The 20,953-nt window shown below is 71.4% G+C and carries 21 protein-coding genes; 10 read left to right on the top strand and 11 right to left on the bottom strand.

Annotation, left to right across the window (positions count from 1 at the left end; translation table 11 throughout):
* Positions 1-18 precede the first annotated feature (18 nt).
* A complete protein-coding gene (locus BA062_RS01745; protein WP_110334222.1) occupies positions 19-666 on the bottom strand; it encodes an HAD family hydrolase in 648 nt (215 codons plus the stop codon).
* Between the two features lie 66 nt (positions 667-732).
* Between BA062_RS01745 and BA062_RS01740 the strand changes: the two genes are divergently transcribed.
* The 5 genes from BA062_RS01740 (at position 733) to BA062_RS01720 (ending at position 6,197) form a co-directional block, all read left to right on the top strand.
* Complete coding sequence (locus tag BA062_RS01740; protein WP_110334221.1) at positions 733-1,194, top strand: MarR family winged helix-turn-helix transcriptional regulator; 462 nt, start codon at positions 733-735, stop codon at positions 1,192-1,194.
* A complete protein-coding gene (locus BA062_RS01735; protein WP_110334220.1) occupies positions 1,184-2,401 on the top strand; it encodes an MFS transporter in 1,218 nt (405 codons plus the stop codon). Before BA062_RS01740 ends, BA062_RS01735 begins: the two co-directional genes overlap by 11 nt.
* Before the next feature lie 103 nt (positions 2,402-2,504).
* Positions 2,505-4,598, top strand: coding sequence for a PhoX family protein (locus BA062_RS01730; protein WP_110334219.1), 2,094 nt, complete (start codon positions 2,505-2,507; stop codon positions 4,596-4,598).
* A 38-nt stretch (positions 4,599-4,636) separates the two neighbouring features.
* Positions 4,637-5,320 (top strand): SDR family oxidoreductase, encoded by a 684-nt coding sequence (locus BA062_RS01725; protein ID WP_110334218.1) that lies wholly within the window; start codon positions 4,637-4,639, stop codon positions 5,318-5,320.
* 142 nt (positions 5,321-5,462) lie between these two features.
* Complete coding sequence (locus tag BA062_RS01720; protein ID WP_110334217.1) at positions 5,463-6,197, top strand: D-Ala-D-Ala carboxypeptidase family metallohydrolase; 735 nt, start codon at positions 5,463-5,465, stop codon at positions 6,195-6,197.
* A gap of 71 nt (positions 6,198-6,268) precedes the next feature.
* On the opposite strand, the gene BA062_RS01715 is transcribed toward BA062_RS01720, so the two are convergent.
* Entirely contained in the window at positions 6,269-7,582 is a 1,314-nt protein-coding gene (locus BA062_RS01715) for an amidohydrolase family protein (protein WP_110334216.1), read from the bottom strand.
* 32 nt (positions 7,583-7,614) lie between these two features.
* Here BA062_RS01715 and BA062_RS01710 point away from each other — a divergent pair, with 32 nt between their 5' ends.
* Positions 7,615-8,046: an SRPBCC family protein gene (locus BA062_RS01710; RefSeq protein WP_110334215.1), complete on the top strand. Its 432-nt coding sequence runs from the start codon at positions 7,615-7,617 to the stop codon at positions 8,044-8,046.
* A 7-nt stretch (positions 8,047-8,053) separates the two neighbouring features.
* On the opposite strand, the gene BA062_RS01705 is transcribed toward BA062_RS01710, so the two are convergent.
* Both BA062_RS01705 and BA062_RS01700 read right to left on the bottom strand, forming a co-directional pair.
* Positions 8,054-8,713 carry a response regulator gene (locus BA062_RS01705; protein ID WP_110334214.1) on the bottom strand — a complete coding sequence of 220 codons (660 nt, stop codon included), beginning with the start codon at positions 8,711-8,713 and terminating at the stop codon, positions 8,054-8,056.
* Positions 8,710-10,431, bottom strand: coding sequence for a sensor histidine kinase (locus BA062_RS01700; RefSeq protein WP_245959629.1), 1,722 nt, complete (start codon positions 10,429-10,431; stop codon positions 8,710-8,712). The genes BA062_RS01705 and BA062_RS01700 overlap by 4 nt, the downstream gene beginning before the upstream one ends.
* A 143-nt stretch (positions 10,432-10,574) precedes the next feature.
* On the opposite strand from BA062_RS01700, the gene BA062_RS01695 reads away from it, so the two are divergent.
* Positions 10,575-11,297 (top strand): ABC transporter ATP-binding protein, encoded by a 723-nt coding sequence (locus BA062_RS01695; protein WP_110334213.1) that lies wholly within the window; start codon positions 10,575-10,577, stop codon positions 11,295-11,297.
* Positions 11,294-13,528: an FtsX-like permease family protein gene (locus tag BA062_RS01690; RefSeq protein WP_110334212.1), complete on the top strand. Its 2,235-nt coding sequence runs from the start codon at positions 11,294-11,296 to the stop codon at positions 13,526-13,528. Before BA062_RS01695 ends, BA062_RS01690 begins: the two co-directional genes overlap by 4 nt.
* Positions 13,529-13,595: 67 nt before the next feature.
* Here BA062_RS01690 and BA062_RS01685 read toward each other — a convergent pair whose 3' ends face one another.
* The 5 genes from BA062_RS01685 to BA062_RS01665 form a co-directional block, all read right to left on the bottom strand.
* Positions 13,596-14,033 (bottom strand): MarR family winged helix-turn-helix transcriptional regulator, encoded by a 438-nt coding sequence (locus BA062_RS01685; protein WP_110334211.1) that lies wholly within the window; start codon positions 14,031-14,033, stop codon positions 13,596-13,598.
* Positions 14,030-14,728 (bottom strand): tRNA (guanosine(46)-N7)-methyltransferase TrmB, encoded by a 699-nt coding sequence (gene trmB / locus BA062_RS01680; RefSeq protein ID WP_110334210.1) that lies wholly within the window; start codon positions 14,726-14,728, stop codon positions 14,030-14,032. Before trmB ends, BA062_RS01685 begins: the two co-directional genes overlap by 4 nt.
* A gap of 22 nt (positions 14,729-14,750) precedes the next feature.
* Entirely contained in the window at positions 14,751-15,245 is a 495-nt protein-coding gene (locus BA062_RS01675; protein WP_245959640.1) for a hypothetical protein, read from the bottom strand.
* A gap of 275 nt (positions 15,246-15,520) precedes the next feature.
* The gene (locus tag BA062_RS01670; protein ID WP_110334208.1) at positions 15,521-16,288 is read right to left on the bottom strand and encodes an ABC transporter permease; all 768 of its coding nucleotides are present in this window, start codon (positions 16,286-16,288) and stop codon (positions 15,521-15,523) included.
* 31 nt (positions 16,289-16,319) lie between these two features.
* Positions 16,320-17,261 (bottom strand): ABC transporter ATP-binding protein, encoded by a 942-nt coding sequence (locus BA062_RS01665; protein WP_110334349.1) that lies wholly within the window; start codon positions 17,259-17,261, stop codon positions 16,320-16,322.
* Between the two features lie 265 nt (positions 17,262-17,526).
* Here BA062_RS01665 and BA062_RS01660 point away from each other — a divergent pair, with 265 nt between their 5' ends.
* Together BA062_RS01660 and BA062_RS01655 are read left to right on the top strand one after the other, a co-directional pair.
* Positions 17,527-18,102, top strand: a complete 576-nt coding sequence (locus BA062_RS01660) for a TetR family transcriptional regulator (protein WP_110334207.1) — start codon at positions 17,527-17,529, stop codon at positions 18,100-18,102.
* A gap of 8 nt (positions 18,103-18,110) precedes the next feature.
* A complete protein-coding gene (locus tag BA062_RS01655; RefSeq protein ID WP_425452842.1) occupies positions 18,111-19,016 on the top strand; it encodes an SDR family oxidoreductase in 906 nt (301 codons plus the stop codon).
* On the opposite strand, the gene BA062_RS01650 is transcribed toward BA062_RS01655, so the two are convergent.
* Together BA062_RS01650 and BA062_RS01645 are read right to left on the bottom strand one after the other, a co-directional pair.
* The gene (locus BA062_RS01650; RefSeq protein ID WP_110334205.1) at positions 19,013-19,669 is read right to left on the bottom strand and encodes a response regulator; all 657 of its coding nucleotides are present in this window, start codon (positions 19,667-19,669) and stop codon (positions 19,013-19,015) included. The two genes, BA062_RS01655 and BA062_RS01650, sit on opposite strands and share 4 nt — an antisense overlap.
* Positions 19,666-20,832 carry a sensor histidine kinase gene (locus tag BA062_RS01645; protein WP_425452840.1) on the bottom strand — a complete coding sequence of 389 codons (1,167 nt, stop codon included), beginning with the start codon at positions 20,830-20,832 and terminating at the stop codon, positions 19,666-19,668. Before BA062_RS01645 ends, BA062_RS01650 begins: the two co-directional genes overlap by 4 nt.
* Between the last annotated feature and the right edge of the window lie 121 nt (positions 20,833-20,953).

The following is a 20,953-nucleotide window of genomic DNA, read 5'->3' as shown; positions in this document are numbered from 1 at the left end:
ACGCAGTGAAGGTGGCCTTCACTGCAGTCGGCGGAGGGCTTCCGGGAGTTCGGTCACGTCGGTGAGCACCGCGGCGGCCTCCGCGAGCACCAGCGGGTCCGGGGGGAAGTGCGGATTCGGCACCCCGATCACGGTCATCTCGGCGGCGAGCGCGGCGCGCAGGCCATTGGTCGAGTCCTCCACCGCCGCGCACGCCGACGCGCCGACCCCGAGCCGGGAGGCGGCCTCCAGGTAGACGTCCGGGGCCGGTTTGCCCTGCGCCACCTGTTCGCTCGACACCGCGACGCGCACCACGTCGCCGAGGTCGGCGGCGGTGAGGAACGCCTCGATCAGAGACGGCGGCGAGGAGCTGGCGATCGCCACCGGGTACCGGCCCGCGACGGCGCGCACCGTGTCCTCGGCGCCCGGCAGCACGGGCGGCCCGCCCTCGTAGCGTTTCGCCATCTCGCCGATCACGGTCTCTGCGGCCTGCTCCGCCGACAGCCGGATGCCCAGCTCGTCCACCAGGTACCGCGCCCATTCCGGCGTACTCATCCCCTGCAGCGCCCTGGTCGCCTCTTCCTTCCAGGTGCCGCCGTGCTCGGCGACCACCGAGCGGCGCACCTCGTCCCACAGCTGCTCGGAGTCCACCAGCACTCCGTCGAGATCGAAAACCACGGCGTCCATGCCCGGCAGCCTACGTGTGCCCCAGATTACTTCGCATAGCTAACCAATTTTTGTTAGCCTACCTAAGTGATTTCCGGAGTGGCCGAGCTCGCCCATGAGCTGCGTCCGTTGCTGTTCCGCCTGTACTACCTCGTCCGGCGGCAGACCCCGCAGCTCACGCTGACCCTCACCCAGGGATCGGTGCTCGCCGAGCTCGTCAGGGGCGGCCCGCGCCGCATGAGCGCACTCGCGGAGCTGGAAGGCGTTCGCCTGCCGTCCATGACCGACGTCGTCGCCCGCCTCGAACGCGACGGGCTGGTCACCCGCGCCCCCGATCCCGCCGACCGCCGCGCCGTGCTCGTCACCGTCACGGCCGAGGGCAGGCGGTTCCACGACGAGCTGGTCGTCGCCAGGGAGGAGTTCCTCCGCGAGCGGCTCGCCGCGATGACCGAGGCCGACCGGACCGCCATCGACGGGGCGTTGCCCGCACTCCGGCGTCTGCTCGAACCCAGCACCACCAGGGAGGAAGTCGCAGCCGATGAGCGCTGAGAAACACGGCAGCCTGCTCGACGCCGTCAAGGGGCAGCCGAAGCAGGTCTGGATCACCGCCTTCGCCGCCGTCATCGCCTTCATGGGCATCGGGCTCGTCGACCCGATCCTGCTCTCGATCGCCGAGGGCCTCGACGCGACGCCGTCGCAGGTGACCCTGCTGTTCTCGTCATACCTCGGCGTGCAGGTCGTCGCCATGCTCGTCACCAGCGCCGCCAGTGCGCGCTTCGGCGCCAAGCGGACGGTGCTCACGGGGCTGACGCTCATCGTGCTCGCCACCGCGCTGTGCACGATGGCCGGCTCGATCGAACAGCTCGTGGGCCTGCGTGCCGTGTGGGGCCTCGGCAACGCGTTCTTCATCGCCACCGCGCTGTCCGTGATCGTCGGCGCGGCCACCGGCGGTCAGGCCGGCGCGATCCTGCTCTACGAGGCCGCGCTCGGCCTCGGGCTCTCGGTCGGCCCGCTGCTCGGCGCGTTGCTCGGCAGCATCTCCTGGCGGGGCCCGTTCCTGGGCACCTCGGTGCTCATGGCGTGCGCGCTGGTGCTCTGTGCGGTGTTCCTGAAGAGCGACTCCCACGAGCGGCGGCCGAAGGTCGGCATCCTCGACCCGCTCAAGGCCCTTCGCCACGGCGGCCTGTTGCGCACCTCCATCGGTTCGGCGTTCTACACGGCCGCGTTCTTCGCCGTGCTCGCGTGGTCGCCGTTCGTCCTCGAGTGGAACGCCGTCGCCATCGGGCTGATCTTCTTCGGCTGGGGGCTGTGCGTCGCCGTCGCGGGCGTCGCGCTCGCGCCCCGGCTCGCCGCCCGCCTCGGTGAGCGGAGGGCGACGGTGGTCTCCGTGCTCGCCTACGCGGTGCTGCTGCTGGTGATGGTGGTGCCGAGCAAGCCGCTGCTCGTCGTCGCGATCATCCTCAGTGGACTCGTGTCGGGCCTGTTGAACACGCTCTTCACCGGCACGGCGATGTCGATCTCCGACGCTCCCCGCCCTGTCGCCAGCGCCGGGTACAACTTCTGCCGGTGGCTCGGCGGCGCGGCCGCCGCTACGCTCGTCGGCCATGTCGCCGAGTGGTTCGGGTTCGGGCAGTCCCCGTTCCTCGTCGCGGCCGTGCTGTGTGTGCTCGCGGGTGGCCTGCTGTCGATCGGTGCTCGCAAGCCCGATCCGCACACCGTGCCCGCCGAAGCGGCACTGGTGGGTGAAGAGCTCTAGGCGATCGAGCCGTTCGCCCGGCGTTCACCTGCAGGACCGTCCCGGCTTGCTTTGGGCACTTAACGTCACACGCGTTCCCCTGACTGAGTGAACTGGAGGCCGTGTGTCCGTCGAGCCCGGGCGTCTTCTTCCCCTGCTGACCTCTCACCGTTCCGGTCGGTCCCCGGTGACCTGTGAGTACCGCTGCGGCAACGCGTGCGCGCACCCGGCGCCCAACACATCCGACAACGAGTACTTCGGCGAGGTGGTGAGAAACGTCGTGTCGCGCCGGGGCGCGCTACGCGCGGGTGCCGTGATGACGGCCACCGCCGCGGGCTTCGCCGCGCTGTCCGGCACCGCCGCCGCCACGCCCGCCGTGCCGCCCGCGCTCGCGGGCCGCGGCAGGCCGGGCAAGCCGGGCCGCCCCGTGCCGGGCACCGACTTCGACCCGGTGGCGCCCAACAGCGCCGACGCCGTCACCATCCCGGACGGCTACGAGCAGGAGATCGTGATCCGCTGGGGCGACCCGGTGCTGCCGGGCGCTCCCCGCTTCGACTTCAACAAGCAGACCGCGGCCGGGCAGGCCAAGCAGTTCGGCTACAACAACGACTTCGTCGGCCTCATCCCGCAGGACGCTGGTGGCTGGCGCAACCTGCTCGTGGTCAACCACGAGTACACCACCGAGACCGACATGTTCCCGGCCGGGACCTACGACGCGAACAATCCCACCGAGGAGCAGGTGAAGATCGCCTGGGCGGCGCACGGGCTCTCGGTCGTGCAGGCGGTGCGTGATCCGCGTGGTGGCCTCAAGGTGGTGCCCAGCCGGTACAACCGCCGCATCACGATGGACACCGAGTTCGAGGTCCGCGGTCCCGCCGCGGGCTCGGAGTACCTCAAGACGTCCGCCGACCCGACGGGCCGGAAGGTCCTCGGCACGCAGAACAACTGCGCGGGCGGCGTCACGCCGTGGGGAACGGTGCTTTCCGGTGAGGAGAACTTCAACCAGTACTTCGCCAACGCGGGCACCGTCACCGACCCGGTGGCGGCCGCGCGGCTCAAGCGCTACGGTCTCAGCGGTGCCGCGAGCACGCGTAAGTGGGAGCGCTTCGACAAGCGGTGGGACGTCGCGCAGGAGGCCAACGAGGTGCACCGCTTCGGCTGGGTCGTCGAGATCGACCCGCACGACCCCAACAGCAAGCCGGTGAAGCACACCGCGCTCGGCCGCTTCAAGCACGAGGCCGCGAACATCAAGATCACGAAGGACAACCGGGTCGCCGTGTACTCCGGCGACGACGAGCGCTTCGACTACATCTACAAGTTCGTGTCCAAGGGCAAGTACAAGAAGGGCACCAGCGCCTACGCCCGCAGGCACAACTCGGCGCTGCTCGACGACGGCACGCTCTACGTCGCCAAGTTCACCGGCGACAGCCCGGCGAGCGAGATCGACGGCACCGGCAAGCTGCCCTCCGACGGAGAGTTCGACGGCTACGGCGAGTGGATCCCGCTGGCCAGCGGCAATGAGTCCTTTGTGGATGGTTTCACCGCCGAGGAGGTCTACGTCTTCACGCGCCTCGCCGCCGACAAGGTGGGCGCCACGAAGATGGACCGGCCGGAGGACATCGAGGCCAACCCCGTCAACGGCCGCGTCTACGCCGCGCTGACCAACAACAGCGACCGTGGCGCCGCGGGCAAGGCGGGCGCGGACGAGCCCAACCCGCGCAACGGCAACCGCAACGGGCACGTGCTGGAGTGGGAGGAGCACCGCGGAGACGCGGCGTCGACGAAGTTCTCGTGGCGGCTGCTGCTGGTCTGCGGTGACCCCGCCACGGCCGACACCTACTTCGGTGGTTTCCCGAAGGACCAAGTGAGCCCCATCTCCTGCCCGGACAACCTGGCGTTCGACCCGTACGGCAACCTGTGGATCTCCACCGACGGCAACGCGCTCGGCTCCAACGACGGCCTGTTCTCCGTGCCCGTCGACGGCCCGAACCGGGGCCAGGTCAAGCAGTTCCTCACGGTGCCGGTCGGTGCCGAGACCTGCGGCCCCGTGGTGACCGACGACGTCGTGCTGGTCGCCGTGCAGCACCCTGGCGAGGGCGCGGGTGCGGCGAACCCCGAGTCGCACTGGCCCGACGGCGGTTCGGCCAACCCGAGGCCCTCGATCGTGGCGGTGTGGAAGAAGGGCCGCTCGGGCGCGGGCAAGATCGGCGTGCGGTAGTCGGCGGCGGTCCCGCCATGCCCCTTACGGTGTAGGGCATGGCCGACCGACCGCTCGCACTCGTCACCGGCGCCTCCAGGGGAATCGGTGCCGCCGTGGCACGGGCGCTCGCCCCGACGCACCGGCTGCTGCTCGGTGGGCGCGACGAACTCGCGCTCGCCGAGCTGGCCGGTGAGCTGCCGGAGACGAGCCCGTGGCCGGTGGACCTCACCGACGCGTCCGCTGTCGCGGCGGCAGCGGCCGAGATCGACTCGCTCGACGTGCTCGTGCACTCGGCCGGGGTCGCGAAGCTCGGCACGGTCGAGGACTCGCCCGCGGAGGTGTGGCGGCACAACTTCGAGGTGAACGTGGTGGCCGTGGCCGAGCTGACCCGGCTCCTGCTGCCCGCGCTGCGCGCCGCACGCGGGCACGTCGTGCTGATCAACTCCGGCCAGGGGCTCGCCGCGCGCGAGGGCTGGGGTGCCTACGCGGCGAGCAAGTTCGGCCTGCGCGCGTTCGCCGACGTGCTGCGGGCCGAGGAGACCGCGCTGCGCGTGACGTCGGTCTTCCCCGGGCGGACGGACACCCAGATGCAGCAGGCCGTGGTCGCGGGCGAGGGCGGCGACTACACGCCGGAGAAGTACCTGCGGCCGGAGTCCGTCGCCGCCGCGGTGTGCTCGGCCGTGCTCGCGAGTCCCGACGCGCACCTCACCGAGATCACGGTGCGCCCGCGCCCCCGGTGAGGCGTCAAGGTTCGTTTGGTGTAGTCCGTCCGGCCGGTTGGCATCCACCGAATCATGCCTTTGTCCGGTGATCCGTTGACGGTCCGAAAGCGACGTTGCCACGCTGTCGGGCGTCCGGTGATCCCCGGAGGAGGCCCCCATCATGAAATCCCGTTTGGTCGCGGTGTTGCTGGCCCTGCTGGCCGGTGCCGCGTTGTCGTTCACCGCACCGGCCTCGGCGGACGTCGTCGCCGCCGACGGCTGCTACACGTGGAACCGCACGCTCGGCGAGGGTGCGTCCGGCGAGGACGTGCGGCAGTTGCAGATCCGCGTGGCCGGCTACCCCGGCGAGGGCGGCGTGCTCGCTCTCGACGGCCAGTTCGGCCCCGGCACCAAGGCAGCCGTGACCCGGTTCCAGCAGGCGTACGGTCTCGGCGCGGACGGAGTGGCGGGAGCGCAGACGTTCGCCAAGCTCTACGAGCTGCAGGACGACGACTGCACCCCCGTCAACTTCTCCTACGGCGAGCTGAACAACTGCAACTCCGACTGGTCGGGCGGCAACGTCTCGGCCGCGCAGGCCAAGGCCAACGCGCTCGTGTCGATGTGGAAGCTGCAGGCCATGCGACACGCGATGGGCGACCGGCCGATCGTCGTCAACGGCGGCTTCCGCAGCGTCGCCTGCAACAACGCGGTCGGCGGAGCCCCGGCGAGCCGTCATCTCTACGGCGACGCCGTGGACCTCGGCGCCGGTTCGCAGGGCTTCTGCGCGCTCGCGCGGCAGGCCCGCCACCACGGGTTCGCCGAGATCCTCGGGCCGGGCTACGAGGGCCACGACGACCACGTCCACGTCGCCCACCGCTCGGGTCAGTTCTGGTCGGCCCCCAGCTGCGGCATCTAACCCGTACTTTCGTAGCCCCCCAAGGCCACCTTTGTTGCGTTGAGCGCAACAAAGGTGGCCTTGGGGAACGTTCAGGAGCGTAGGTGGGCGGCGGCTTTCGCCACGTTCGCCTGCGCTTCGGCGCGGTCGGCGCGCAGCGCCTCGCCCTCGGCGACCACCCGCTCGCCCGCGACCCACACGTCCCGGACACGGCGGGAGCCCGCCGCCCACACGAGGTTCGCCAGCAGCTGGTCGTCCGGCACGTCGAGGCCGGCCGCGAACGCGGGATCGTCGAGGTCGACGTGCACGACGTCGGCCCACCGCCCCGGCTCCAGCGCGCCGATGTCGTCGCGGCCGAGCGCGTCCGCCCCGCCGCGCGTGGCCAGCAGCAGCGCGTCCGCCGCGGTCACCACGGTCGAGTCCCGGGTGGACAGTCGCGCGAGCATCGCCGAGAGCTGGACCTCCTCCCAGAGGTCGAGGTCGTCGTTGCTGGCGGGGCCGTCGGTGCCGAGCCCGACCCGCACCGACGCCGCCCGCAGGTCGGCCAGCCGGGCGATGCCCGACGCGAGCTTCGCGTTCGACCCGGGGCAGTGCGCCACCCCTGCCCCGCGCGCGGCGAGTAGCGCGATGTCCTCATCGGACAGATGCACCGCGTGTGCGGCGATGAGCCTTCCGTCGAGCAGGCCCACCTGGTCGAGCAGGCGCGGCACCGAGCCGAACTCCGCGCGCTGCCGCTCGTCCTCGTCCGCCGCCTCGGCCACGTGGATCTGCACGAGAGCGCCGCGCGCCGCGGCCGACTTGGCCACCTCCCGCAGCGCCTCCGGCGGCAGCATGTACGCCGAGTGCGCCGCGTAGGACAGCTCGACGCGTTCACCCGGTCCGAAGCGGAGCCCGTCGGCGTCGATCCAGCGTTCCGTCGCCGTGATCATCGAGCGCCAGTCGAGCCCGGGCAGGTCGATGATCGGCCCGCCGAGCACCACCCGCGCACCGGTGGTGAGCACCGCGTCGGCGAGCTGCTCCGCGTGGAAGTACATCTCGGCGCTGGTGGTCACGCCCCTGCGCAGCATCTCCACCGAGCCGAGCACCATCCCGGCGTGGACGTCGGAGGGTCGGAGCCTGGCCTCGGCAGGCCAGATCACCTCGCGCAGCCACCGCAGCAGCGGCAGGTCGCCGCCCATGCCGCGCAGGAGCACCATGGGACTGTGCGCGTGGGTGTTCACGAGGCCGGGCAGCAGGATGCCGGGCAGGTCGGTCGCCTCGGCCGCGTCGGTCCGGCCCGGTGCCGAGGCCGCCGGGCCGCAGTAGGCGACCCGCCCCGCGTCGTCGATGTCCACAACGCCGTCGCGGATGACGGAACAGGTCGGATCGGCGGGCAGGACCACGGGTGCACGCAGGCGGCGGGACATGGCGCGATTCTAGTGTCGTGGAGGAGGCACACATGGACGTCGAGGCCCACCGGGTGATCGAACTGCCGCGCGAGCGCGTGGCCACCTACGCGATGGACTGGCGCAACGACGCGCAGTGGACGCAGGGCATCACCAGAGCGGAGCTGACCGAGCAGGCGCCCGGCGGCGGCTTCGGCGTCGGCGCGGAGGTCCGCCGTACCGCGCACTTCCTCGGCAGGCGCATCGACTACGTGCTCAGGGTGCTCGCGCACGCGCCGCCGGAGCTGCTCGACATGTCGTCGGTGGCTGGGCCGTTCCCCATGCGCGTGACCTACCGCTTCGAGGAGCACCCGAGCGGCACGCTCGCGAGCATCAGGGTGCGTGGCGACGCGAGCGGGTTCTACGGTCTGGCCGGGTGGCTGATGGCTCCGCTCGTGCGCCGCAACCTGCGCAAGGACCTGCGCGACCTCGCCGCGAAAGCCTGAGGCCTGCCTAGGCGTCGTCCACGACACCGTTGCGCCACGCCCACGCCGCGATCTCCACGCGGTTGCGGGCGCCGATCTTGCCCTGCACCGACGCCAGGTGGGTCTTCACGGTCGACAGCGACAGGTACAGCTCGGTGCCGATCTCGGTGTTGGTGAGTCCACGGGCCGTAGCCTTGACGACGTCCAGCTCGCGGGCCGTCAGCGGTTCCGACGGCTGCTCGGCCGGGCGCCTCGCCGGCTGCTGGTCGCCGAAGTGCTTGAGCAGGCGCACCGTGATCTGCGGTGACACCAGCGCGTCGCCCCTCGCCGCCGCGCGGATCGCCTCGATCAGCAGAGCGGGCCCCGCGTCCTTGAGCAGGAAACCTGACGCGCCGCCCTGCAACGCCGTGTGCACGTACTCGTCCAGGTCGAACGTGGTCACCACAACGACCTTGAGCGGGTCGGCGACGTCGGGGCCCGCGAGCTGCTTGGTGACCTGCAGGCCGTCCATGCCGGGCATGCGGATGTCCAGCAGGCACACGTCGGGCCGCAGCTCCCTCGCGTTGCGCACCGCCTCGATGCCGTCGGCGACGTCGGCCACCACCTCGATGTCGTCCTGCGCGTCGAGGATCATGCGGAAGCCGATCCGCACCATGTCCTGGTCGTCGGCGATCAGAACCCGGATCACTGCGTCTCGTCTCCGTCCAGTGGCAACCACACCTCGACCAACCAGCCACCATCGGGGCCGGGCCCCGCGGAGAGCCGCCCGTGCAACAGGTCGACCCGCTCGCGCATGCCGATCAAACCGTATCCGCCTCCGGGCACGGCCGCCCCGGCCGTCCCGTTGTCGCTCACCCGCACGTGCAGCTCCTCCCCGACCGCCCGCACCGCGACGGTCGCGAGCGTGGCGTCGGCGGCGTGCTTGCCGACGTTGGTCAGCGACTCCTGCACGATCCGCAGCGCCGAGCGGGCGACCTCCTGCGGCAGGTCGGCGGGCAGGTCCAGCTCGGTCTCCGTCGGCACGCCGTGGTTGCCCGCCTCGACGAGCTTCCGCAGGTCGGCGCCGAGGTCGGTGGTGGCCTGCTCGCTGAACTCGCTGCTGCCCGCCGGTGCGTCACCACGCATGCTGCGCACGAGCCTGCGCATCGCCACCAGCGCCTCGGTGCCCGCGTGCTCGATCTGCCCGAGCGCGTCCACCACCACGCGGGGGTCCTTCTCGCCGAGCAGCTTCGCCGCCTGCGCCTGCACGACGATGCCCGTGACGTGGTGGGCGACCACGTCGTGCAGCTCGCGCGCCAGCGCCATCCGCTCGGCGGTCTGCGCCTCGTTGACGGCGGTCTCCACCGCCTGCGTGCGCTCGGAGTCGCGGGCCCGGAAGTAGAGGCCGGTCGCCACGGAGATGCCGAGCAGCAGCAGCGCGGAGACGAAGAGGGCTCGCAGGGAATCCTGGTCGCGGATGGTGTTGGCGACGGTGCCGCAGGCCACCACCAGCGAGAGCAGGCCGATCGACCACGTCGCCGGCCTCGGAGCGGCGGTGCGCACCAGGAAGACCACCACGATCATCCCGGCGAGCACCTGTGTGAGCGGGAAGCCGCCGAGGCTCTCGTAGGCGATGCGCTCCCCCGACGCGGCCAGGCCCAGCGCACACATGAACATCACGCCCGACAGCCACAGCGCCGAGCGCACGGGCTGCTTGATGGCCAGCACGGTCGCCACGACGGCGACCGCGTTCGTCGCCAGCACCACCAGCGCGAACACGCCGGTGGACGCCGAGATGAAGATGTCCATGAACACGGCGGCCGCCAGCACCCCGACCAGCGGCCACTGCCTGCGCAACAGAACCATCAGCTCGCTGCGGACCCGCTGCGCGGCCGGTTTGCGCAGCTGCACAGCCACCACCACCGTGGCTGTGAGCAGCACGAACCCGCTCACCAGCGCCTGCACGAGCTCGGAGCGCGAGCTGATCGAGTCGCGGCCCGCCGTCGCCAGCAGGCAGGCCACCACCATCGCCGACGTCGTGGCGAACGCGACGCCCGCCTTCGCGGCGCGGACGCAGAAGAACACCAGCTCCAGCCCCGCGACGGTCTCGGCGAAGGAGATGTTGGGCAGCAGCGCGGTGTAGGGCAGGGTGTCGGTCAGCCGGATGAGCACCGTGCTCCCGACGAGGGCGCCCGCGCCGACCCACGCCGCGACCACCGGTTGGGTCCGGCCCCACAGCGCGCACGCCGACAGACTCAGGATGCCGGGCAGGAGCAGCAGGTCGACGCCGCGGGGACCGAAGCCGTCGAGGCTCGCGTCCGCGACGATCACCAGGTCGCAGAGGAGCGCGGCGAGGAGCACCACCCCCGGCAGGCCCAGCCACTGCAGCAGATCGGCGACCTTACGCCGGAAAGGTGGTACGGACACGATGCGAAGGTAATTGATCCACGCGGGCTCGCACCTTGGCCGTCAGGCCGGTGTCCCCTCGGCCGATCGGCCGATGCCGGTTCGCCCGGTCCTGGCCGTCTGTCCGAAGTGGTGAGTGCGCGGTTCGCGCGACGCTGCTGTGCATGCCAACACAGACGACACACTCGCCGGGTCCACTCGCGACCTCCACCTGCCCCGCGCTCTCCGGCCGCGGGCTCGTGAAGCGCTACGGTGCGCAGTACGCGCTGGCGGGGGTGGACATCGACATCCAGCCGGGTGAGGCCGTCGCGATCGTCGGCCCCTCGGGTTCCGGCAAGACGTCGCTGCTGCACGTGCTCGCGGGCATCCTGCCCGCCGACTCCGGCGAGGTGCTGCTCGGCGGTACGCGCATCGACCACCTCGGCGAGGCGAAGCGCAGCGAGCTGCGGCGCACCGAGTTCGGGTTCGTCTTCCAGTCCGGGATGCTCGTCGCCGAGCTCTCCGCCGAGGAGAACGCCGCGCTGCCGCTCCTGCTCGCCGGGGTGAGCCGGGGAAAGGCCCTCGCCGACGCCCGGCAGTGGCTGGAGCGGCTCGGCCTCGCGGGCAAGGGCGCGCGCAGGCCGGGTGAGCTGTCCGGTGGCGAGGCGCAGCGCGTGGCGATCGCACGGGCGCTGGCACACCAGCCGAGCGTGATCTTCGCCGACGAGCCGACCGGCGCGCTCGACACGCGCACGGGCCGCGACACCATGAACGCCCTGCTCGGCGCGGCCGCCGAGAACGGGGCCGCCGTGGTGATCGTGACCCACGACCGCGACCTCGCCGAGTCGGTGCCGCGCATGGTGACCATTCGCGACGGCCGCATCGCCAGCGGGGTGACGGCGTCATGAACAGTTTCCGGCTCGCGCTGCGGGTTCTGCGCGTCGACCGGCGCACGCGGACCTCGGCGATCCTCACCGGCCTCGGCGTCGCCGTGGCGACCGGGCTGGTGCTGTTGCTCGTGAGTCTCCCGTTCGCCACCGAGGCACGCGGCGAGCGGTCCACGTGGCAGGAGCCGTCCTACGGTTCGGGGGAGGGCGGCCGTGCCACGCTCTCGCTTGCCTCCAGCGAGGACTACGCGAACGGCCAGAAGATCACGCGGGTCGACGTCGCGCCGCTGACCGACCCGGGTTCGATCTCACTGCCGCCCGGCGTCGAGAAGCTGCCCGGTCCGGGTGAGGTGCTGCTCTCGCCGGAGCTGGCGAGGCTCGCCGACGGACTTCCGGGCTCCCAGCTGGGCGAACGGTTCGGCGGTGACGTCGTGGGCACGCTCGGCGAGGACGCGCTGAAGTTCCCCGGCCAGCTGGTGGCGCTCGTCGGGCACGACGCGAACGACATGCCCGTGACGGCGTTCGAGCAGAACGGGTTCCTGCTGGGCGGCGCGGAGCAGGATCCGCTGCTGCAGCTGCTCGCCGGTGTCGGTGTGGTGGTGCTGATCGTGCCGAGCCTGGTGCTGGTGGCGTCGTCGGCGCGGCTCATCGCGGCCCGCAGGGAACGCAGGCTCGCCGCGCTGCGGCTGGCCGGTGCCACCCCGCAGCAGGTGATCTCGATGGTCGCCGCGGAGACGGCGATCGCGGCCGTCGGCGGTGCGCTCCTCGGTGCCGCGGCCAGCCCGCTGCTGCACATGCTCGCGACGTTCGTGCCGTGGGACGGCGGCACGTGGCAGGCGTCGGACTTCCAGCTGCCGCTGGGCGTCGCCATCCCGATCGTGCTGCTGATGCCGGCCCTCGTGCTGCTCGCCGCGGTGCTGGGCCTGCGCAGGGTGATGTGGACGCCGCTGGGCGCCACCGGCTCGCACCAGCGGAAGCCGCTGCACTGGTGGCGGCTGCTGTCGCTGCCGCTCGCGGGACTGTTCTTCGCCGTCGTCGTCTCGACCGCGGAGGATCAGCTTGGCATGCTGCTCGTGCTCCTCGGCCTGGCACTCATCATCGCCTCGGCCGCGCTCGTCGGCCCGTGGGTGACGTCGGCGATCGGCGGCATCTTCGGGCGAATCTGGCGCAGGCCGTCGGTGCTGCTGGCCGGGCGGCGGCTGCGGGACGACCCGAAGGGCGCCTACCGCGCGTCGGCCGGGGTCGTGCTCGCGGTGTTCACGGGCTCGATGGCGCTGACGCTCATGCCGTCCTTCGAGTCGATGGCCGGGTCGAGCTCCCCGTTCCAGGACTCCGTGCTGTACGTGCCGACCGACGCCGCTCGCGCCGAGCGGATCGTGGCGGAGACCAACGCGACGCTGGAGCGCTACGGCCAACGGGAGCGGGCCATCGGCATTGGCGAGGTGGTGCTGGCCAAGGGCGAGAACTCGGGACAGCAGGCGCTGGTGCTCGACTGCGAGCGCGCGGAGGGGCTGCTGCGGCTCGACCTGCGAGGCGCGTGCGCGGGCACGCCGGGGATCTACAGCGAGTACCCGATGGAGCTGAACGGTGTCACGGTGAGCGCTGAGTGGGGCACGCAGGGGGCGCCCCTCCCGGCGAACACGCCCGTGCGCCCGTTCGAGGTGACCGGCGAGGACATGTACAGCACGGCGATCATCGACCCGGCCGTGGTGCCCGAGGGGGTCTCGGTGTCCGAGGTGACGGTGGCTGTGCCGACGACGCCGGCGAACCGCGAGGTTGTGCGCACGGCGCTGGCCGCCGCGGCGGGCGGAGCGCAGATCGAAAGCCGGGAGATGCGCATCGGGGACCAGCAGACGCAGCTCTCCGACCTGCGCAGGGTCACCGTCATCGGGCTCGTGGCGGCCGCCGTGCTGAGCGGTTGCAGCGCGGCGATCGCGACGGCGGGCTCGGTGATGGACCGGCGCCGCACGTTCGGGGCGCTCATCGCGGCGGGCACGCCGGTGCGGGTGCTGGCGAGGGCGTTGCGCACGGAGGCCGCGATGCCCGCGTTGGTCGCCACGATCGGAGCCGGTGTCGTCGGGGTCCTGGTGGCGATCGGGCTCTACAGCCTCGTCGAGGAGGACGCCTCGGTGGTGCTGACCCCGTGGATCGCGGCGCCGGTGGTGCTCGGAGCCGGGGTGGCGGTGCTCGCCGCGTCGGTCTGCCGCCCCGCCCTCAACCGGGTCCGCGCGGAACCCCTCGCCGACGAATGAGGTGACCAATCGGCCCCCAAGGCCACCTTTGTTGCGCTCAACGCAACAAAGGTGGCCTTGGGGGCCGTCAGCATGCTTGCGAATGGGTGAGGCGGCGGGAGCAGGCGCGGAGGGCGGCGCGGAAGGCGGCGGTCTGCTGGGCGTCGAGGTCGGCGAGCATCTCGCGTTCGAGGGCGTCCACCTCGTCGTCCAGCTCGCGCAGCGCCGCCTCACCCTGGTCGGTCAGGCTGATGTGCAGGACCCGCCGGTTGCGGGGCGCGGGCGCCTTCTCGACCAGCCCCCGCCGTTGCAGGCTCGTCACCAGCTCCTGCATGGTCTGCGCGCTGACGAACGAGTGCCGCGCCAGCTGCGCGGACGACTGACCCGGCTGCGTCCGCAGCGTGGTGAGCGCCGTGTACTGGGCGGTGGTGAGGCCGTGCGGCCGCAGCACCGCCTCCAGGTGCCCGCGCACGGCCTGCTCCAGCCGTTTGACCAGGTACGCCGTGCGCACCGAATCGTCGGTCACGGCAGCTTCTCGAAGATGAGGTCCCTGCTCACGCGCCCCTCCTCCTCGGCGCGCTGCTCGAACTTCGTCACCGGCCGCCACTCCGGCCTCGGCGCCCAGCCGTCGAACCGGTTGCGCAGCGTCGGCTCGCCGCCACACACCTCCAGCATCTGCTCGGCGTAGTTCTCCCAGTCTGTGGCCAGGTGCAGCGTGCCGCCCGACGCCAGCCGCGACGCCACCAGCGCCACGAAGTCCGGCTGCACCAGCCGCCGCTTGTGGTGCCGCTTCTTCGGCCACGGGTCCGGAAAGAAGATGCGCACGCCCGCCAGGGACTCCTTCGCGACGTGCTCGGTCAGCAGCGGCACCGCGTCGCCGTGCAGCAGCCGCAGGTTCACCACCCCGAGTCGCTCGGCGCGCAGCATGAGCTGCCCGAGACCGGCCTCGTAGACCTCCACGGCGACGTAGTTCACCTCGGGCGAGGCCGCGGCGAGCTGGGAGGTGGTCTCCCCCATGCCGGAACCGATCTCGAGGATCACGGGAGCGGGCCTGCCGAACCACGCGGCGAAGTCGATCGGGCCCGGCGGCAGCTCGGACACCGTGCGGCCCAGCTCGGGCCACCTGGTGTCCCACGCGCGCTGCTGCCCGACCGTCATCCGCCCGCCGCGCTTGACGTAGCTGACGACGCTACGCATCCTCGGCTCCTGCTCGCTCTCCACGAGCAGGCACGATAGCCGCGGCTCAGCGCACCGCTTCGAACTCCCCCAGCCGTGCGCGCAGCCCGGCGAGACCCGCGACCGCGATCGGCTCGGGCGTGGTGAGGCTGTGGGCGGGCAGCACGTCGATCCAGCCGGGGTGACGTTCGGTGGGCAGGATCGTGGTGGGGATGCGGTGACCCGCGCGCCCGCCCTCCGACGGCATGAACTCCCAGTAGCCGGACTCGCCGTCGGCGGCCCACGGCACGTACTCCCAGCCGGGACGCCTGCTGAGCAGCTTGTCGATGCGGTCCTCGATGCGGAAGCCGTCCTCCCGGTGGCCGAGGGTCCCCGCCGCGACGGCACGCAGCCACCACGGCGACGGAACCGGCTCCCCGGGGGCGCAGGCGGCGCGGAACAGCGCGAGCACCTGGTCCTCGGGGGCGCGATGTATCCAGGCTGTGCGCAGTTCGGCCGGGGTCGTCGCGGACGCGGCGTCGCGGGGCAGTTCGATGGCGCGAGCCCATTCCAGCTCGGGCATCGGCTCCAGGCGGGGAATCTCTGTCACCGTCAAGGGTCACCTCCGTGGAAGTCCTGACGGGTGATACCCAATATCCCCTGCGCCGACGCGTTTTTGCGCGGCCAGTGGGCGTCCTCACAGAGAGTTAACCGGCTCTTAATCAGGCGCACACGAGAAAGAGGCTCGGACCGCCCCCGAATTCGCGGTCCGAGCCTCTTCTTTTCTCCCCGTATCCGATCCCGCCGCCCCCGAATCGCGGCCGAGTCCGGATGTTCCCCTGTGGTGGTCCTTGCCGCTCAGGCGTCCCGCTTCTTCGCGGTGGTGATCGCGATGGCCAGCAGTACCGCCGCGAAGGCTGCGAAGTAGGCCAGCGCCCAGCCGGGGCTGAGCGGGCTCGTCGAGAGCGGCATGCCCGCGTCGGCGGCCCTGCCCGAGTTGGAGCCGCCGTCGCCCATGAGGAACTTGTTGGCGACGTTGAACGGCAGCCATTCGTAGATGTCGTCACCGATGCTCGGAATGAGCTGGATGAGGCTCTCCACGGCGAGGCTGTAGATCATCAGCAGCGAGATGGCGCCCGCGCTGTGCCGCACCAGGATGCCGACGGCCACGGCGATCACGGCGGCGACCGCGTAGACCACGCCGACGCCCGCGACGTTGATCCAGTCGGCGGTGCTGTTGAGGGCAAGGTCGGCGTTGGGCTGGAGCAGCGTCGAGAGGCCCCAGCACACGAACGCGGTGACCTCGCCGATCACGAGCGACAGCGCGGCGATGACCGTGGTCTTGGCGAGCAGCGCCGAGCCGCGGTTCGGGATGGCCTGGAACGTGGTGCGGATGGTGCCGAAGCGGTACTCGGTGGTGACGGCGAGCGCGGCCAGCACCATGATCACGGCGAGTCCGAAGCTGTACCCGAACTGGGTGGTGGCGACGGTGGCCGGGAACTGCTCGTCGGCGTTGCCGACGACGAGTGCGGTGAACCCGGCGGTCACCACGAGCGCGACGAGCGCGCACCACCACGGCGACCGCGTGGACAGCAGCTTGATGCGTTCGACTGCGAGCAGAGTCATCGTAGGTTTCCTCGGTTTCGGTGGTGGCTCGTCAGTTGGCGGTGGGGGCCAGCGCCCGCTGCGCTTCGGCCTCGAGGTCGGCGTGGTACTCGACGGCGTCGCCGGTGATCTGCATGAACGCCTGCTCGAGCGAGCCGCGCTGAGGGCTCAGCTCGTGGAGCACGACGCCGTTCTCCATCGCGATCTCACCGATCTTGGCGATGTCCAAACCGGACACCACGACGCCGTCGTCGGCGGGCGCGACCGTGGCGCTCGCGCGGGTGAGCGCGTCGCGCAGCACGTCGAGCTGCGGGCTGCGCACCTTCACGCTGTTCTCGCTGGCGCGGGCGACGAAGTCGTCGGTGCTGCTCTGCGAGATCAGCTTGCCCTTGCCGATCACCACCAGCTCACTCGCGGTGAGCGCCATCTCGGAGAGCAGGTGGCTCGACACGAAGACCGTGCGGCCCTCCTCGGCGAGCCGGTGCATGAACTTGCGGATCCAGAGGATGCCCTCGGGGTCGAGGCCGTTCACCGGTTCGTCGAAGAGCAGCACCTCGGGGTCGCCCAGCAGCGCGGCGGCGATGCCGAGGCGCTGCGACATGCCGAGCGAGAAGCCGCCCGCGCGCTTGTTCGCGACGGCGCTCAGGCCAACGGTCTCCAGTACCTCGTCAACGCGACGCGGCGAGATCTTGTTGGACTTCGCCATCCACGCGAGGTGTGCCCTCGCCGAGCGGTTGGGGTGCACCCACTTCGCGTCGAGGAGTGCGCCGACGGTCCGGAGTGGATGGTGCAGTTCGTGGTAGCGCTTGCCGCCGATGCGCACCTGGCCCTCGGTCGGGTTGTCCAGACCGAGGATCATGCGCATCGTCGTCGACTTGCCCGCGCCGTTGGGGCCGAGGAAGCCGGTGACCTTGCCGGGCGTGACGCTGAACGACAGGTCGTCGACCGCGAGCGTCTTGCCGTACCGCTTGGTGAGGCCCTGTGCCTCGATCATCATGTCCTCCTGGTGCGGCCGATGCGCCGCAATGACGCTTGCTTGGTGTTCGTGGCGTGCGTGGCGTTTCCCCGTTGCCGGTCTGCCGACGTTGACACCATCGTTTCCGATGGCGACCCCTTCGCGCGTCATCCTCGAGACCGAACTGCGGTTCGCCTGTGGTCGTAGCTTGGCGGACCGCGGTACCCCTTGCCGATCCGTGATGACCCTGACTTGTCCCTGATCTACCTGGCGAGGGTTAATGAACTGTGGTTCAATAACTGGCGTGGCGCGACCGAGGAGCATCAGCGACGAACGGCTGCTTTCGGCGACCGGTGCGGTGATCAGCAAGGTCGGGCCCGGATTCACCCTGGCCCAGGTGGCCAAGGAGGCCGGGGTCGCCGTCGGCAGCGTGGCGCAGCGCTTCGGCTCCAAGAAGGGCCTGCTCAAGGCGCTGAGCACGGTGGGAAGGGCCGAGGCCGTCACCCGAATCCGGGACGTCGCGGCGGCCGCGCCGGAGCCGAGGGAGGCGCTGCTCGACGCGCTCGTGACCGTCTACGCGGGACTCGGGGACGCCACCGCGGCGGCCAACAGCCTCGGCCAGCTCGCAGCCGACCTCGCCGACGAGGAACTGCGCGCGCTGCTGGGTGAGCACTACGCGGCGATGGAGGTCGAACTGCGCGCCCTCGTCATCCGTGCGATGGACACCGGCTGGCGCGGGCCAGGACCGGACGTCGCCGCGCGCACGTTGCTGGCCACGGTCAACGGGGCGGCGATCGACTGGTCGATCCGCCCTCGCGGGGAGCTGACCGAACGGCTGGCCGCCGATCTCGAATCCATAGTGGGGAGCTGGTACGCATGAACACACCGCTGCACGGCAAGGTCGCGGTGGTCACGGGCGCCACGCGCGGATGCGGGCGGGCGATCGCGGTGGAGCTCGGTCGCGCGGGCGCCACGGTGTTCGTCACCGGGCGCACGACGCGGAACCAGAAGTCGGCGATGGGCCGGACCGAGACCATTGAGGAGACGGCCGAGCTGGTCGACGCCGCAGGCGGCCGGGGCGTCCCGGTGCGTTGCGACTTCGGCGTCGTGACCGAGGTCGACGAGCTCGTCGAGCGTATCCACTCCGAAGTGGACGGAAGGCTCGATGTGCTGGTGGACGACGTCTGGGGCGGCGACCCCTACGCCGAGTTCGGCACGGCGTACTGGGAGTCCGATCTGGACAAGGCGCTCACGATGGTGCGCAACGGACTGGAGACCCACCTGATCGCCCTGCACCGGCTGTTGCCGCTGCTGGTGCGGACCGGAGGCGGCCTCGCGATCGAGGTCACCGACGGCGACACCGACGAGTACGTGGGCGCGGGCGTTCCGTACTACCTGGTGAAGTCGGGCGTGCGCGCGATCGGCAGGGCGCTCGGCGCCGAGCTGGCCGGACACGGCTGCACGGGCCTCACCGTGACGCCGGGGTTCCTGCGCTCGGAGGCGATGCTCGACCACTTCGGCGTCACCGAGGAGACCTGGCGGGACGCGGTGGCGAGCGATCCGCACTTCGCCGTGTCGGAGACGCCGGCCTACCTCGCGCGCGGGGTGGTGGCGCTGGCGACGGACCCGAAGGTCGAGCGCTTCGCGGGACGGACGCTCGCCTCGTGGACCCTCATGCGCACCTACGGCGTCACCGACGTCGACGGCAGCAGGCCCGACTTCGGCCGCTGGATGGCAGACGTGGTGAAGCCGGGTCTGGACCCGAGTCAGGCCGATCCGGCGGAGTACCGCTAGCCCGCACCGGGTCTGGCGAGGCCGGTCTCGTAGGCGAGCACCACCGCCTGCACGCGGTCGCGCAGGTCGAGCTTGGCGAGGATCCGCCCGACGTGGGTCTTCACCGTCGCTTCGGAGAGGAAGAGCGTCGCGGCGATCTCGGTGTTCGACAGTCCCTTCGCGATCAGCGTGAGCACCTCGCGCTCGCGTTCGGTCAGCACGTCGAGCACCGAGGCGTCGCGCGGCGGCACCCGGCCAGAGCCGAGGAAGCGGTCGAGCAGCCGCCTGGTGACCGCGGGCGAGACCACCGCGTCGCCCACCGCGACCGAGCGCAGCGCGGACACCAGATGGTCCGGCGGGGTGTCCTTGAGCAGGAACCCGCTCGCCCCGCTCTGCAGCGCCGAGTACACGTACTCGTCGAGGTCGAACGTGGTCATCACCAGGACCTTGGACGTGCCCTCGGTGACGATCCGGCGCGTCGCCTCGACGCCGTCGAGTACCGGCATCCGCACGTCCATCAGCACGACGTCGGGGCGCAGCTCACCGGCGAGCCGCACCGCCTCGGCCCCGTTCCCGGCCTCCCCGGCCACTTCGATGTCGTCCTGCGCGCCGAGCACCATGCGGAAGCCGACGCGCATGAGCTCCTGGTCGTCCACCACCAGTACCCGGATCACGCGTCCAACCTAACGGGCAGCCGGGCGCTGACGTGCCACCCGCCGCCGGGGCTCGGGCCCGCGTGCAGCGTGCCGCCGTACACGTGTGCGCGCTCGCGCATGCCGATCAGCCCGTTGCCGCCGGTGAGCGGCGTCGCCTGCCCGTCAGGCACCAGCTGCCTCGCCTTCCCCGCGCCGTCGTCGGTCACGTCCACGGTCACCACGTCGGGGTTGCGGCGCACCCGCACCGTCGCCTTGGCGCCCTGGCCCGCGTGCTTGAGCGCGTTGGTGAGCGACTCCTGCACGATGCGGTACACCCCGAGCGACACGCCGGCGGGCAACTCGCCCAGCTCGTCGAGCTCCAGCCCCACGGCGAGGCCCGCCGTGCGCATCCGGTCGGCGAGGTCGGCGAGGTCGGCCGTGGTGGGCTGGGGCACCCTCGGCTCGTCGTCGTGCTCACCGCGCAGCACGTCGAGCAGCCGCCGCAGCTCCGTCAGCGCGCCCCTGCCGGTGTCGGAGATCGTGCGGATCGCACGCTCGGCCAGGTCGGGGTCGGCGCGCAGCGCGTACGAGGCGCCGTCGGCGTGCACCACGATCACGCTCACGGCGTGGGCCACCACGTCGTGCAGCTCCCGCGCGATGCGCCCGCGCTCCTCGGCGACCGCGATCCGCGCGGCCTGGCCACGCTCGGTCTCTAGCAGGTGCAGCCGCGCCTCCACCTCGGCCTGGTAGGCGCGGCGGGCGCCGACGAACTCGCCGAGCATCCAGCACAGTGCCAGCACCAGTACGGCCACGATGATGTTGACCAGCCAGTCGTCGTAGCGCTGGACGTACAGCTGGGCCACGGTGACCGCGAGCATGAGCGCGAGGTACAGCGCACCCTGACGGCGGCCCGCGTAGACCACGACGCTGTAGACCGCGACGCCGCTCGCGAGCCCGCTGGACAGGCCCAGCTCCAGCGCGCTGTGCAGGGAACCGAGCAGCAGGACCGCGTAGGCCGTCGCGAGCGGGTACCGCCTGCGCAGCACGAGCGGGGCCACCATCGCGATGTCGATCGGGATGGTGATGTACCAGGGCTGCGAAGCGCCGCCCGGCTCTAACTGCGTGACGACGAAGACCGAGATGTCGATGAGGAGCAGGTGCACCGCGATGAGGCTGTCGCCGACCATCGGGTGTGCCCGCATCCAGAGACTCAGCCGCCGCACGGATCCACAGTATGGTGCTGGCAGCCCCGCCCGCGTCCTCCTGCGGTAGCACCTTGACTGCGAGCGGGGGATGAGGCGATGGAAGGATCTGACCGACGAG

Source organism: Prauserella flavalba, from assembly GCF_003202235.1.
Lineage (GTDB): Bacteria > Actinomycetota > Actinomycetes > Mycobacteriales > Pseudonocardiaceae > Prauserella_A > Prauserella_A flavalba.
Note: the sequence above shows the minus strand (reverse complement) of the source record. Positions and strands in the feature narration are given on the sequence as shown.

Bases quoted from the DNA above. Each gene is read 5' to 3' on its own strand.
- BA062_RS01690 (WP_110334212.1), top strand. From the start codon at position 11,294: ATGAACAGTTTCCGGCTCGCGCTGCGGGTTCTGCGCGTCGACCGGCGC.
- BA062_RS01735 (WP_110334220.1), top strand. From the start codon at position 1,184: ATGAGCGCTGAGAAACACGGCAGCCTGCTCGACGCCGTCAAGGGGCAG.
- BA062_RS01715 (WP_110334216.1), bottom strand. From the start codon at position 7,582: ATGTCCCGCCGCCTGCGTGCACCCGTGGTCCTGCCCGCCGATCCGACC.
- BA062_RS01675 (WP_245959640.1), bottom strand. From the start codon at position 15,245: ATGCCCGAGCTGGAATGGGCTCGCGCCATCGAACTGCCCCGCGACGCC.
- BA062_RS01745 (WP_110334222.1), bottom strand. From the start codon at position 666: ATGGACGCCGTGGTTTTCGATCTCGACGGAGTGCTGGTGGACTCCGAG.
- BA062_RS01665 (WP_110334349.1), bottom strand. From the start codon at position 17,261: ATGATCGAGGCACAGGGCCTCACCAAGCGGTACGGCAAGACGCTCGCG.
- BA062_RS01720 (WP_110334217.1), top strand. From the start codon at position 5,463: ATGAAATCCCGTTTGGTCGCGGTGTTGCTGGCCCTGCTGGCCGGTGCC.
- BA062_RS01725 (WP_110334218.1), top strand. From the start codon at position 4,637: ATGGCCGACCGACCGCTCGCACTCGTCACCGGCGCCTCCAGGGGAATC.
- BA062_RS01710 (WP_110334215.1), top strand. From the start codon at position 7,615: ATGGACGTCGAGGCCCACCGGGTGATCGAACTGCCGCGCGAGCGCGTG.
- BA062_RS01645 (WP_425452840.1), bottom strand. From the start codon at position 20,832: ATGCGGGCACACCCGATGGTCGGCGACAGCCTCATCGCGGTGCACCTG.
- BA062_RS01670 (WP_110334208.1), bottom strand. From the start codon at position 16,288: ATGACTCTGCTCGCAGTCGAACGCATCAAGCTGCTGTCCACGCGGTCG.
- BA062_RS01695 (WP_110334213.1), top strand. From the start codon at position 10,575: ATGCCAACACAGACGACACACTCGCCGGGTCCACTCGCGACCTCCACC.